This window comes from Euzebya pacifica (assembly GCF_003344865.1).
Classification (GTDB): domain Bacteria; phylum Actinomycetota; class Nitriliruptoria; order Euzebyales; family Euzebyaceae; genus Euzebya; species Euzebya pacifica.
The window spans coordinates 1,675,088-1,688,489 of sequence record NZ_CP031165.1 but is presented as its reverse complement, the minus strand read 5'-3'; the positions used below and the strand labels follow the sequence as shown (position 1 = coordinate 1,688,489).

Sequence of the window (13,402 nt, the reverse complement as noted above, 5' to 3'; positions counted from 1 at the left end):
GCCCCGCTAGCGTCTGCCCCGTGGAGACCGCAACACACGTACCGACGGGCCGTTACCCGGACTGGGTCCAGGGGCATCGTGGCGCCAAGGCCGTCGCGCCGGAGAACACCATCGACGGGTTCGAGTGGACCATCGAGCACGGGGTGCCGTCCGTCGAGCTCGACGTCCGCCTGTCCGCCGACGGCGAGCTCGTCTGCGTCCACGACGAGACCCTGCTGGCCTACGGCGGTCCGGACCGGGCCGTGCGGGAGATGACCGCGGCGGACATCACCGCCGCGGAGCTGACCGGCGGGACCCGGGTCCCCACGCTCGAGGCGGTGCTCGACCTGGCCGTCGGCACGCTCGGCCTCAACATCGAGGTCAAGAACGATCCGCGCGAGGCGAGCTTCGACTCGGCCCGAGCGGCCGCCGTCGCGGTGGCGACGCTGCTCGATGCTCGGGCTGCCGAGGGGACCGATGACGACATCGTGGCCGTGTCGTCCTTCGACGCCGATTCGGTGGCGACCTTCCTCGACCGCACCGAGGGCCCTCGAGGGGTTGCGGCGCTGCTGACCCCGCCGGCCCGCAGCACCCGACGGGTCCTCGCCGACGCGGACGCGCTCGGCGTGACCGCGGTCCACCCCCACCACTCCTCGCTGCAGTCCGCACGGTCGGTCGGACGACTGCTGGACCACGGCTTGGTCGTCCGCACCTGGACCGTCAACAGCCGACGCCTCGCCGAGCGCCTGCTCCGCTACGGGGTGTCCACGATCGTCACCGACGATCCCCGGCGGATCGCCACCCCGGAGCCGGCCGACCGGTAGGTGTCCCGGGATCGGCCGGAGCGCGATGATGGGCCCATGGACGACCCGCTGCTCGCCGTGCCCTGGCCGTACCGCACCACGCGGTTGTCGATCCGACGGGCAACCCCCGCCGACATCGACGCCACCTGGGCGTTTCGCCGGCTGGAGGAGGTCAACCGCTGGCTGACACGGGCACCTGCCTCCGTCGAGGAGTACCGGGACGCCTTCGTCGATCCCGACCGCCTGGTCGCCACGCTCGTCGTCGAGCTCGACGGTCACGTGATCGGCGACCTGATGCTGCGCGTCGAGGACGCCTGGGGCCAGGCCGAGGTCGCGGATCGGGCAGCCGGCGTACAGGCCGAGATCGGCTGGGCCCTCCATCCCGACCACGTTGGCCACGGCTACGCCACCGAGGCCGTCCGGGAGCTGATCCGCCTCTGCTTCGAGGACCTCGGCCTCCGCCGCGTGAAGGGCAGCTGCTTCGCCGCCAACCAGGCGTCCTGGCGTCTGATGGAGCGGGTCGGCATGCGACGCGAGGCCCACACGCTCAAGGACTCACTCCACCGCTCGGGCGAATGGCTGGACGGCATGGACTACGCGCTGCTCCGCGAGGAGTGGGGCCCCACGTCCCCATCGGCCACATGACACAGGGAGACGACGACGCCCCGCCGACGTGGGTCGGCGGGGCGTCGGTGATCCGGAGCTGACGGACTAGCTGGTGCAGCCCGTCGGGCCGACGGCGGACTGGATGGCCGTCATGACGTTGGCCGCGAGGGCCGAGGTGCCGCCGTAGAGGTAGATGTCCTCGTCGGCGTCGAGGCCGCAGAGGTAGGCCTCCACACCTTGGTCGAGCCCGTCGGTCTGGCTCAGCAGCATGGGGCCGCCCAGCGCGCCGATGTGGGCACCACCCGACAGCGCGTCGGGGAACGCGTCGCTGCGGGCGACACCGGCCACGGTCGGCTGGTCGAACAGCCGCTCGGCCACCGCCACCGACGTGGCGTGACGGTCGGGGCCGGCCACGGACTCCAGGTCCGGGTAGGCCGCCGCAGCGGGGCCACCGACCGCGAGGGCCTCGGCCGGGTCGTGCTCGTCGAGGTAGGCGGTGGTCGCCGGGTGCGGCTCCCCGCTGCCGGTCAGCAGCACCGCACCGTCGTTGGCGCCGGCCGCAGCGCTTGCGGCCAGGGCGTCGGGGAAGGTCCCGCCGGTCGCGACGAGCACCAGGCCGGGGTTGCCGAGCTGGTCGGCGATCTCCACCGCCGTCTCGTGCCGGCCGACGCCGGCGATGCGGACCGTCTCGTACCCGGCCGCGTCGAGGTCCTCCTCGATGGACGGGGCCAGCGCGGCCTCGCCACCCAGCAGGTACACCGTCGCACCGTCGGGCAGCACGCGGTCGATCTCCTCGGCGACGATGTCGAGCAGGCTGTCGGGGTTGGTGATCAGCAGCGGGGCGTTGGTCTCGACGGCCAGGGGGCCACCGGCAAGCGCGTCGGCGAAGCCGGAGGGCTCGTCGCCACGGGCCAGCACGACGGCACCGGCCGAGTCGTCCTCGGGGAACCGGTCCTGGGACACGTCGATGGCCGTGGTGACGCGGCTGTCGCCCGACAGTCGGGTGACGTTCGTGCCGACGCCGGCCTCGCAGAAGTCGCCGAGGTCGGCGGACTCGCCACGGGCCACCGCGACATCGCCGGTGGCCACGACCTCGCCGTCGATGGCGCAGGTGACGGTCCACAGCTCCTCGGTCCGCGGGGTGAACAGCAGCTCGTCCTCGCTGCTGTCGACCTCCGGCACCGTGCCGATGGTGATGTCCATCGTCCAGTCACCGGCAGCCAGGTAGTTGTTGATGCGGACGACCCACTCGCCGGCCTGGATCCCCGACGGGCTGATGGCCTCCACCGTTTCGTCGGTGTCCTGGTTGGCGGAGGAGTCGACCTCCACGAGCTGCGGGTCGAACAGCTGGATGTCGTAGTCGTTGGGGGCGTCGGCGGTCACGTGCACGATCAGCGCGTCTGCGCCCTCGGGCACCTCGATCGGCACGTCCTCGCTGCCCACGGCCGGGCCGGCCGTGTTGCCGGTCCGCTGCTCCTCGCTGAGGACGGTCACCTCCGGCTCGACGACCTCGCCCTCGGGCAGGTAGGCACGTGCGTCAACGAAGGGACGGGTCGAGGGGTTGACGTGATAGGTGAACGCACCGGACTCCTCGACGGTCATCGTGGTGGTCACGGTGTCCTCGAACGGGGTGCCGTCCCACAGCGGGAAGGTGCCGGTCCGGGTGACGCCGATCTCGGCGCCCTCGGGGGCGGTGCCCTCCAGCACCGAGTGGGTGCTGGTGTCCGCGGCGTTCTCCAGCGCCAGCCAGTAGGCCTCGCGCAGGCCGCCACCGACGGACTCGGCAGCCACGTTGTCGCCACAGCTGCGACCGACCGCGGTCGTGAGGTCCGACATGTTGTCCAGCGTCACGGCCTGTGCCGCGTCGGCGCTGCCGGTGTACTCCGCGATGTACTCCTCGTACGGCGGGTGGAACTGGTTGGGACCGATCTCGAAGGTGTAGCCGTAGCCGCCGGTGGCGTTGTAGCTGTAGTCCTCGGTGGTGCCGGTGGTGTCGTAGAGCTCCCAGCCGAACTGGTTGGAGTAGCCGGTCTGGGCGGTCATGCGCTCACCCAGCGCCTGCATGCCGTTGTCCAGCCCGTCCTCCTGGACGAAGCACTCGTCGGGGGCGAACCCGACCGGGAACCCGTCGGGGTGCATGGTCGAGGGGTTCACGCCGACGGGGCGCAGCAGGAGGTTGGAGTAGGTGTGGTTGGAGATCAGCGTGGTGACCTGCCGGGTGGAGATCAGCGTGCGGATCGCTTGGGTCTCGGGCTCGGAGAACGGGGCCGGGCCGTGGTAGGTCGGGTCGGCGAGGCCAACCTCGACCTCGTTGGCGTCGGGCATGAAGCCGGCAGCACCCGGACCGCCCCAGAGGGCGCCGTAGTTGCGGTTGAGGTCCACGCCGAGGCCGAATCCACCGGGTGAGAACGCCAGCGCACAGGGGCCCGGGGGCTGGGTCTGCCCGTCGACGAGGCGGCAGTTCTTGCGCTTGTACGCGCCACCGGGGGTGGCCAGCAGCGACACGGTGCCGCCCTCGTCCAGGCCGTTGAGGTCGATCAGGTCACCCTGGGTGCGGGAGATCTCGTAGCCGTCGGGGTTGGAGACGGGGACGATGATGACGCGCGTGCGGGTCAACAGGTCGACCGCCCGGGCGTCACCGGCGTTGAAGTCGTCGACGAGGTCGTGGGCGAACTCCATCGGGGCCTCGGCCGACGGCCACTCGCGGGCGTGGTGGTTGCCGAACATCAGGAAGACGGGACGGCCGTCCTCGGGTTCGTTGACGCCGACGCCGATCTCGACCCCGGTCAGGTCCCGGCCCTCGATGGACTCGCCGACGGAGATCCGCTTGACGAGGTCGGGGTTGTCGGCCGCCAGCTGGTCGATCTCGGCCCCGAAGTCCGCCAGGACCCGGTAGGTCGTGCGACCGCTGGGCAGCGGGCTCTCGTCGGTCTGCTGGAAGTACGCGGCGTCGGCGAGGATGCGGTCCCGCTCCTGCGCGATCAGGTCGGGGGTCTCGACGTGGTAGTCCAGCCCCAGGTCGTTGATGACCTGCTCCTGCGCGGCGTCGTACAGCACGACCTCGAGGAAGTTGTCGCCGGCGTGTTCGGTCACGTCCAGACCGGAGTTGACCAGCGCCGAGCGCTCCTCGGCGTTGGAGACGCGGACCTCGACCAGGCGCGGCGCGTAGGCGAAACCCGCTTCTGCGGCGGTGGCGGGGAGCTGGGCCAGGATGTCGGCCGGCAGCTGGGCTGCCGTGACGATGTCGTCCACGAGTCCCCGTTCGGCGACGGCCTCCTGGGTCGACGCGGGTGGGGCCTGCAGGACGGCGAGGAAGAGCGCGAGCACTCCCAGCACGAACAAGGAGGGGCGAGTCAGGGGCACGAATTGTCCTTCTTGGAGGTGTCGGCGAAACGAAGAGGGTACGACCTGGCGATACGGACCCCCAGTCCGTCTCCTTACGGCCGGGACCTCGAACGATGCCTTCCTCCGTTCGGCAGGAACTCGAGCGGTCCGTGGCGAACCCCCGGGGCACTCCGATCGATCTCGAAAGGCCCAACCGTGCGCACCCTCGTGTCCCTTGCCGCCGTCGCCATGCTGCTGACCGCCATCCCCGCCGGGGCAGACCCCGTTCCGGTCTCCGAGCCCTGCACCCAGGACCAAGTCGACGCCGCGGACTTCGTCGTGAAGACCGATGGTCTCACCGACACCGTCCCCACTCCGACGGCCATGTCCCCCTATCCGCTCGGCCTCGGTGGCGAGCCCGACCCGCTGGGCTTCCAGGAAGCCGCCACCGACGTCTACACGATCCTGGTCGACGTCAACCCCGACCACGTCGCCGCGACGCCCAGCGTGCGGATCGACTGGGAGCACACCGGTGACATCGACATGGACATCTACAAGAACGGGGCCCTGGTGGAGGGATCCCACAACTTCAACCCGTTGGATGGCAACGGCGAGCAGGCCACCGCCGGCAAGGTGAAGCACTGCGAGACCTTCGAGGTCCACATCCGCAACTACATCTCCACCCCCGGCGACATCGACCTGACCGTCTCCCTCGCGAGCCTCAGGACCAGCTAGACAGTCCAGAAGCCGCGACGCCCGCCCCGACCCCACGTCGTGGCGGGCGTCGTCGTTGGGGCGTGGCGGCCCGGCGGCCTCATCGGGGTCGTCGTGGCGTTGCCCGATGGCCGCGGCTGACCACCTTCGTCATCACCCCACGGCCGCCGTGGCGGCGCTGCAACCTGTCGACATGGGCCACCCCGCCCATGACGACCAGCGTCGACCCGGCCTCGAGCCGGTCCCCCGGTGCAGGGTCGGGTGCGGGCATCGGGTCGCCGGGACGTTGCAGGGCCAGCAACGAGCAGCCGTGCTCCTGCCGCAGTCGGGCTTCCGCGACGGTCAGGCCGACCAGCTCGGAGGACTCCACCAGCGTGACCTGCGCCACGGTGTAGTCGAAGTCGTGCACGCCGACCTCGCCGAGGTAGGCGCCCACGGCGGGCCGGGTCAACATCTCCGCGATCCGCCGACCGCCGATCGCGGTGGGCACCAGGACATGATCAGCACCCGCCCGACGCAGCTTCGGTTCGTTCTCGTCGGCCTTCACGCGGGCGACGGTCTGCACCTCGGGGTTGAGGCCCTTGGCGGTGAGGACGATCAGGACGTTGTCACCGTCGTCGGCCACGCAGGCCACCAGGGCGTCTGCCCGCTCGATCCCGGCTTCGTGCAACGTCAGCTCCTCGGTGGCATCGGCATCGACGTAGAGGTGCTCGGCCTCCCGCAGCTCGCCGACCCGCGCCTCGCCCGCCTCGACCACGACGAACCCGTGCCCGGCCGCCGCCAGCTCACCGACGAGGTGTCGGCCCACCCGCCCGTAGCCACACACGATCACGTGGCCCCGCAGCTGTGCGATTCGACGATCCATCTGGTTCCTCCTCAGCAGGGCCTTCACATGGCCGTCGGCGATGACCTCCATGGCCGACACCGCGCTGAACGTCGCCGAGCCGAAGCCGACGACGATCAACCCGACGGTGAACCACCGGCCCGTCTCCGTCAGCGGGAACACCTCACCGAAGCCGACGGTGAACAGGGTGATGGCCACCATGTACACCGCATCGGCCACGGTCGGCGCACCCAGCACGAGGTAGCCGACGACGCCGACCACGATCGTGGTCAGCAGCAGCACGACCGCGGTGCGCAGCCGACGGATCGGCGCCCTTGCGGCCTGCCCTTCCCGCATCATCGCGCGGATGGTAGGTCCCGACGGTGACAGGAGTGTTGCGGGCCCCACCCTGCGGCCCGGGGGCGTAGCCTCGACCCCGATGAGCGACGCACCGCAGCCCTACGACCCGTCCACCGAAGGCGCCCGCATGCGCTTCGAGGGACGGATGAGCTACATCGACTACCTGCACCTCGACGAGGTGCTGCACGCGCAGGCCCCGTTGTCGAGCGCCCACGACGAGCTGCTGTTCATCATCCAGCACCAGACCAGCGAGCTGTGGATGAAGCTGGCGATCCACGAGATCGTCGCGGCGCGCGACGCCATCAAGGACGGGCGCATGCGGCCCAGCTTCAAGATGTTGACCCGTGTCGCGCGGATCTTCGAGCAGCTGAACGGCGCGTGGGACGTGCTGCGAACGATGACGCCCAGCGAGTACACGACCTTCCGCGAGGACCTCGGCGAGTCCTCGGGCTTCCAGAGCTGGCAGTACCGCGCCATCGAGTTCCTCGTCGGCAACAAGAACGCCTCGATGCTGCAGCCCCACAGCCACGTCCCCGAGGTCGTCGAGCTGCTCCAGGTCCACCTGGAGACCCCAAGCCTGTACGACGAGGTGCTGATCCTCCTGGCCGACCACGGCGTGGACATCGACCCCTCGGTGCTGGACCGCGACTGGACCCAGCCCTACCAGCCCCACGAGTCGGTCCGGGCCGCGTGGGAGACCATCTACCGCGACCCCGAGGCCCACTGGTCGGCCTACGAGCTGGCCGAGAAGCTGGTCGACCTGGAGGACTACTTCCGCCGGTGGCGGTTCAACCACGTCACCACCGTCGAGCGGATCATCGGCTCCAAGCGCGGTACCGGCGGCACCTCGGGCACCGGCTACCTGCGACGGATGCTGGACGTCGTGCTGTTCCCCGAGCTGTGGGACGTCCGCACCAGCCTCTGATGGCGACCACGCGGTGATCTCAAGCAGGCGGTGATCTTCAGCAGGAGAAAGCCACCTCGATGGCGAACCACACGGCGACCCCATTCCCCTCTCGTGTTCGAGGACCATCGCCATGGCCATCTCCCGCCGTTCGTTCCTCCGCGCCGCAGCACTCTCCATGGGCGCGATCGGCATGGGGGCCACCACCGCGGCCGCCAGCTCGGTCAGCGTGCTGCCCTCGACGCTGAAGGACGTGCTGCAGGTCGTCGTCGCCTTCCCGCGCACCGACCGCCATCGTGCGGCCCTGGCGAACTTCGACGACACCCACGCCATCGTCGACGGCGGGGCCGAGCTGCTGCTGTGGCCCGGTGACCTGGCTCGCCTGCAGGCCACCGGCATGCCCTACGAGGTCCGCATCGCCGACCTGCTGGCCCACGAGGCGGCATCGGCGTCCACCGGGTCGGCATCGGTCAGCGCCGCGGCGGTCGCGGTGCCCGGCATGGTCACCGACTACCGCGACCTCGCCGATTTCCACGCCGTCTTCGAACAGCTCGAGCGGGACACCGCCGAGCACGCGACGCTCAACGCCCGCCCGTTCACCCTGCCCCTCCGCTCCTTCGAGGGTCGTGAGGTCAAGGGTGTGGAGATCTGGATGGGCGAGGAGGGCGACGGCCGCGGCATCGCCTACTTCGACGGCTGCCACCACGCCCGTGAGTGGCCAGCCGCGGAGTACCCTGCGCTGTTCGCCCGCTGGCTGGTCGACGAGGCCTTCGCCGGCAACCCCCGGGTGACCGCGATGCTGGCCGGTGTGAAGGTGCGGATCGTGCCGGTCATCAACGTCGACGGGTTCGAGTACAGCCGCAGCTGGGACGGCACCGTCCTGGACAACTCCAACCTCGGCATCGTGGCCGGGGGGCAGGGCGCCTACGTCCGCAAGACGCAGCGCAACAACCCGCTGGTCACAACCGGCGTGGACTCCCCGATCTTCTACGGCGTCGACCCGAACCGGAACTACGCCTACCTGTGGGGTGGCACCACCGGGTCGCTGGTCAACGGGATCGACGCGCCGATCTACGCGTCGACGTCATCCAACCCGCTGGACCAGACCTACTACGGCACCGAGCCGTTCAGCGAGCCCGAGGTCGCCAACAACCGTGACTTCTTCCTGCACAACAACGTCATCACCTACCTGTCCAACCACACCTCGGGCCGGCTGATCCTGCGCCCGTGGGGCCACACGACCGCCCCCTGCCCAGACGACGCCCTGCTGAAGGAGATGGGCGCGGCGATGAGCCTGGCGACCGAGACCGACGACCTCGTCGGCTATGAATCAAAGATCGGCCTGGGCCTGTACCCGACGCTCGGCACGTCCAACGACTGGGCCTACGCCGCCACCGGGACGCTCGGCTACGTCATCGAGCACTCGACCTCCTTCCACCCCGGCTACTTCTCGCTGCACGGCCCGGGCACGCAGTGGCCGCAGGTCATGGAGATGTTCCTGCGGACCGCCGAGTACGCCGCGGACGACCCCTGCTTCGCCACCCTGACGGGGAAGATCACCGACGCCGGCGGGGCCCCGCTGGCCGGCACGATCACCCTGGCCAAGACCTTCACCACCCCGTTCGCCGGGCTGGAGGAGTACCAGGGGACCGGCCAGCTGACGGCCATGGCCAGCGAGCTGGAGGAGACGATCGAGCTGACGCTGGAGGTCGGCCCGACCGGCGCGTGGGAGTGGCACGTCAACCCCTCCACCCGTCCGATCGCCGAGATCGGCAACGCGGTGGAGACCTACCGGATGACGGTGACGACCGCCGCCGGCACGCACACCCAGGACGTCGAGGTGGCTCGCGGACAGGCGTTGACCCTCGACGTCGTCATCGCCTGACCCGACGCGCACCGACACGGCCCGCAGGTCCTTCGCTGGACCCGCGGGCCGTCGTGTTGTGCCGGCGGGACCTGCACGACCACGGGCCCGGACAACCGCTTGGGACGGCGAGCTGCGACGGCGGGCTGTGAGGTCGAGGAGGTGACAGGTATGCTGAGCCCATCGGTCACTGTCGATCCCGCCGGGATCCAGTCGCCACACGGGTCGGTGGTCCCAGAGGGCTGTCGATTGCGTGGCTGGCATCACGACCAACCCGCCGCGGGCGTCGTGCCGACCGAGCCAGCTCCCATCTGCCGAACACACGAAGGCGATCCCGATCAGCACCATGATCACCCCGGGCCCCTCGAGGCCTGCTGTCGACCCGCCCGAGGACTTCCAGCGCCTCGCGATGGCCGAGATCGACGGCACCGCCACCGAGGACGAGCTCGATTTCCTGGAGGACCACGAACCCGAGTGGATCCTCGCGCTCAAGCGCCTGTTGCGTCGGACCGACGCGGCCATCGACCGCGCCCGCAGCAGCGTCGACGGGCCCGAACGCAAGCTCGTCCTGCGTGACCTCGAAGCCGAACGCCTGCTGATCGACGTCACCCTCAAGGACCTGGTCGGCGAGGAGCCCGTCCGCCCGCAACCGAAGGCCGACGCCAAGGGCAACGACAACACCGACGCCGCCCACGAGGGCAGGGGTCAGAAGGCCCAGGACAGCACCGCCGACGACCAGGACGACGACGATGACGACGATGACGAGGAGGAGCCTCCCGGCACCGTCGCCCTGCAGCTGTCCTGGCTGGACGGCCACGTCATCGCCTGGGCCGCCGGCAACAAGACCGAGGCCGAGTCGATCGAGCAGCTGACCGAGCGGCTGCAGACCGTCGGCGCCGGCGGCGTCGGCTGGGAGGAGCGCGACCCGCTCGTCCTTCCCGACGGGACCAAGGCGCCCATGGTGCACGCGCCGATCAAGCAGGCCCTCGGCTGGCTCGTCACGATGCGCACCACCCACGAGGACGAGGCCGTCGCACCGTCGGTCACCTGGCTCGGGCTGGCCGCCGGACTGGCCGTCCGGCTGGTTGCCCAGGGCCGCATGGTCCCCCAGCTGCACCGCTTCAAGGAGGGCAAGGCCAAGGGTGGCAACGGGCGGTCGCACTTCCGGGTCCGGTGGGCCCCCGCCCTGATCGACCACGACGAGTTCCAGTCGTTGTCGCGCGTCATGCCGGGCGTCGTCTCTGCGCTGACCAAGTCCAACGACCGCCGGGCCTTCACCGAGCTGGTCGTCTCCGACGTCATCGACGCGATCTGCACCGACGCCGCTGCCCGCGTCGAGGTGCCCGCCCCGCCGCCCAAGCCGCGGTCGGCCACCGAGGTCGCCGAGGCCGTGCTGGCGCTGATGGACGGCACCGTCTTCGACGCCCCGACCCAGCGCGGGTCGGAGCTGATGAAGGGCATGGCCACCTGGGCCAAGCACGTGACCGGCACGTCCACCATCAAGCTGGTCGTGCAGCTCGACCCGCCCGACCAGGGCAACGCCTGGCACCTGCGCACCCTTGCCGTCGGGGCCAACCGCAAGCTCGAGCCCGTCGACGCGGCCATGTCCAACGCGCCGGCATCACGTCGTGAGCAGATCAAGAGCGAGCTGGACCGCCTCGAGGGGCTGTACAAGCCGCTGGAGCGCGGCAAGGCCGAACGTCGTGGCGAGGTCATCCTCAGCCAGGACGAGGCGTGGGACCTGATGACCGAGACCGGACCGATCCTCTCGGCTGCCGGGTTCGAGATGCGTGTCCCGCCGCTGTCGCGCAAGAAGCCCAAGCCCGGTCTCCGGCTGACGTCCACCGACACGCAGGAGAGCGTGGTCGGCGCCCGCCAGCTGACCACGGTCGCCTGGTCCGCGGTGTTCGGCGACGTCGAGCTGTCGGCGGAGGAGATCATGGCGCTGGCCAGCGAGTCGCGGCCGCTCGTCAAGGCCCACGGCCGCTGGGTCGAGCTGGACAAGGCCGACCTCGAGGCCGCTGCGCAGGCCCTCGCCGAACGCGCCGACCAGACGCGGCTGACCGGTGCGGACATGCTGCGCCATGCGCTGGGCCTGGAGGGCACGCCCCTGCTGGGCGGCATCTCCGTCGCCGGCGACAGCTGGGCTGCCAACCTTCTGGAGTCCGCCAAGGACATCCCCGAGCACCCGCCGACGACGCCCGAGGGCTTCCACGGCGAGCTGCGTGGGTATCAGGCCGACGCGCTGGCGTGGCTGGAGTTCCTGCACAACGCCGGGCTGGGTGGCTGCCTGGCCCTGGACATGGGCCTGGGCAAGACCCCGACCCTGCTGGCCCACCTCGCCCTCACCACGGGCACCGGCACCCATCTGGCCATCCTCCCGCCGGCGGTCCTGGGCAACTGGGCCGCGGAGGCCCGCAAGTTCACCCCCGGCCTGAAGGTCGTCATCCACCACGGGCCCGGTCGCGCCGGCAAGCGCGAGCTGAAGGGCGTGGTGGAGAAGGCCGACGTCATCCTCACCACCTACGGCACCGCGGTGCGCGACATCGAGGCGCTGACCGAGACCCAGTGGGGCAAGGTCGTCCTCGACGAGGCCCAGACCATCAAGAACCCGGCCAGCGAGACCGCGCAGCAGCTGCGCCGGCTCGAGGCCCACTCGCGGGTCGTGCTGACCGGTACGCCGATCGAGAACGGCCTCGGCGACCTGTGGGCACTGCTGGACTTCACCAACCCCGGACTGCTGGGTGACCGCGCCACCTTCGTGGCACAGCTGTCCCGCACCGCGGGTGCCGGCCGGTCCACCGCGGAGGAGGCGCTGCGCACCCTCAACGGGGTCCTGGTCTACCGCCGCACCAAGGCCGAACCGTCGATCGCCGCGGAGCTTCCCGACCGCATCGACACGCTCGACCACTGCTCGATGACCCCCGAGCAGATCGGGCTGTACCAGGCCGTGCTGGACGACCTGGTCGTGGAAACTGCCGCAGAGGACGGCGCACCCAAGAAGAAGGGTGCGGTGCTTGCCGCCATCACGGCGCTCAAGCAGATCTGCAACCACCCGGCCGCCTACAACGACGACGGTCGACCGCTCGACGGCCGGTCCGGCAAGCTGGCCCGCCTCAACGAGATCGTCGACAACGTGTTCGAGGCCGACGAGCGGGTGCTGATCTTCACCCACTTCGCCTCGTGGGGCGAGAAGCTGGCCACGTACCTGTCGGCCCGCAAGGGCGTGGAGATCAACTGCTACCACGGTGGCCTGGCTCGCGGTGCCCGCGACCGGATGATCGAGGAGTTCCAGAAGGGCAAGGGCCCGGGTGCCCTCGTCCTGTCGCTGAAGGCCGGTGGGACGGGGCTGAACCTGACCGCGGCCAGCCACGTGGTGCTCTACGACCGCTGGTGGAACCCGGCGGTGGAGGACCAGGCCCGAGACCGCGCCTGGCGCATCGGCCAGACCAAGACCGTCGTGGCCCACCGCCTCGTGTGCCCCGGCACCGTCGACGAACGGGTCGAGGAGGTCGTGCAGGGCAAGCGGCGGATCGCCGACATGGCGCTGCCCAAGTCCAGCTCGGTCGGCGACCTCGACTCCACCCAGCTGCAGAAGGTCCTCGGCATCGACGAGGACACCCTCATCACCGAGGACGACCTGGAAGAGACGACCCCCGAGAAGGTGTCTGTATGAGCGCTGCACGACGACGTCGCGGCAAGGGCGGCTCCCGCGGCCGCCGGCGCGGCAAGAAGAAGGAGCAGGTCGGCTTCTGGGGCGAGGTCGACAAGCTGCCGCCCGCCAAGCAGGACGTCCGCATCACCTCCGAGGCGGCCGCGGTCGTGCACTCCCTCGGGGTGCCCCCGCTGCCGGGCCACGAGGTCATCGCCACCCACTACTTCTCCGCCGTCTACGAGCGGGCCGTCCAGCTGTCCGGTGCGCTCGCCGCTGCCGGTGGCCTGATCCAGCCCGAGGAGCTCCTGGAGGAGTTCACCGACTGACCGCGGACATCCAGCGACACGACGACGGGCGGGACCGGTTGGTC

The 13,402-nt window shown here is 70.5% G+C and carries 9 protein-coding genes; 7 read left to right on the top strand and 2 right to left on the bottom strand.

Annotated features, from left to right (window positions below; all coding sequences use genetic code 11):
- Positions 1-20 precede the first annotated feature (20 nt).
- Positions 21-803 (top strand): glycerophosphodiester phosphodiesterase, encoded by a 783-nt coding sequence (locus DVS28_RS06995; protein ID WP_164710051.1) that lies wholly within the window; start codon positions 21-23, stop codon positions 801-803.
- Positions 804-839: 36 nt separating this feature from the next.
- The gene (locus DVS28_RS06990) at positions 840-1,427 is read left to right on the top strand and encodes a GNAT family N-acetyltransferase (RefSeq protein WP_114590825.1); all 588 of its coding nucleotides are present in this window, start codon (positions 840-842) and stop codon (positions 1,425-1,427) included.
- 66 nt (positions 1,428-1,493) lie between these two features.
- Here DVS28_RS06990 and DVS28_RS06985 read toward each other — a convergent pair whose 3' ends face one another.
- Positions 1,494-4,751 (bottom strand): M14 family zinc carboxypeptidase, encoded by a 3,258-nt coding sequence (locus tag DVS28_RS06985; RefSeq protein ID WP_164710049.1) that lies wholly within the window; start codon positions 4,749-4,751, stop codon positions 1,494-1,496.
- A gap of 177 nt (positions 4,752-4,928) precedes the next feature.
- Here DVS28_RS06985 and DVS28_RS28230 point away from each other — a divergent pair, with 177 nt between their 5' ends.
- Entirely contained in the window at positions 4,929-5,447 is a 519-nt protein-coding gene (locus DVS28_RS28230) for a hypothetical protein (protein WP_164710047.1), read from the top strand.
- Positions 5,448-5,526: 79 nt separating this feature from the next.
- On the opposite strand, the gene DVS28_RS06980 is transcribed toward DVS28_RS28230, so the two are convergent.
- Positions 5,527-6,609, bottom strand: a complete 1,083-nt coding sequence (locus DVS28_RS06980) for a potassium channel family protein (RefSeq protein WP_114590823.1) — start codon at positions 6,607-6,609, stop codon at positions 5,527-5,529.
- A 7-nt stretch (positions 6,610-6,616) separates the two neighbouring features.
- Here DVS28_RS06980 and kynA point away from each other — a divergent pair, with 7 nt between their 5' ends.
- The 4 genes from kynA to DVS28_RS06960 all read left to right on the top strand — a co-directional run bounded on the left by kynA (position 6,617) and on the right by DVS28_RS06960 (position 13,358).
- A complete protein-coding gene (gene kynA / locus DVS28_RS06975) occupies positions 6,617-7,534 on the top strand; it encodes a tryptophan 2,3-dioxygenase (protein ID WP_423784729.1) in 918 nt (305 codons plus the stop codon).
- A gap of 112 nt (positions 7,535-7,646) precedes the next feature.
- Positions 7,647-9,398 (top strand): M14 family zinc carboxypeptidase, encoded by a 1,752-nt coding sequence (locus tag DVS28_RS06970; protein ID WP_114590821.1) that lies wholly within the window; start codon positions 7,647-7,649, stop codon positions 9,396-9,398.
- A 325-nt stretch (positions 9,399-9,723) separates the two neighbouring features.
- A complete protein-coding gene (locus DVS28_RS06965; RefSeq protein ID WP_164710045.1) occupies positions 9,724-13,053 on the top strand; it encodes a DEAD/DEAH box helicase in 3,330 nt (1,109 codons plus the stop codon).
- On the top strand, positions 13,050-13,358 hold the full coding sequence (locus DVS28_RS06960; RefSeq protein WP_114590819.1) for a hypothetical protein: 309 nt from the start codon (positions 13,050-13,052) through the stop codon (positions 13,356-13,358). Before DVS28_RS06965 ends, DVS28_RS06960 begins: the two co-directional genes overlap by 4 nt.
- Positions 13,359-13,402: the final 44 nt, after the last annotated feature.

What these genes read in the sequence shown, in the direction of transcription:
- DVS28_RS06970 (WP_114590821.1), top strand. Translation starts at nt 7,647, where the DNA reads ATGGCCATCTCCCGCCGTTCGTTCCTCCGCGCCGCAGCACTCTCCATG.
- DVS28_RS06990 (WP_114590825.1), top strand. Translation starts at nt 840, where the DNA reads ATGGACGACCCGCTGCTCGCCGTGCCCTGGCCGTACCGCACCACGCGG.
- DVS28_RS06980 (WP_114590823.1), bottom strand. Translation starts at nt 6,609, where the DNA reads ATGATGCGGGAAGGGCAGGCCGCAAGGGCGCCGATCCGTCGGCTGCGC.
- DVS28_RS06965 (WP_164710045.1), top strand. Translation starts at nt 9,724, where the DNA reads ATGATCACCCCGGGCCCCTCGAGGCCTGCTGTCGACCCGCCCGAGGAC.
- DVS28_RS06960 (WP_114590819.1), top strand. Translation starts at nt 13,050, where the DNA reads ATGAGCGCTGCACGACGACGTCGCGGCAAGGGCGGCTCCCGCGGCCGC.
- kynA (WP_423784729.1), top strand. Translation starts at nt 6,617, where the DNA reads ATGGTAGGTCCCGACGGTGACAGGAGTGTTGCGGGCCCCACCCTGCGG.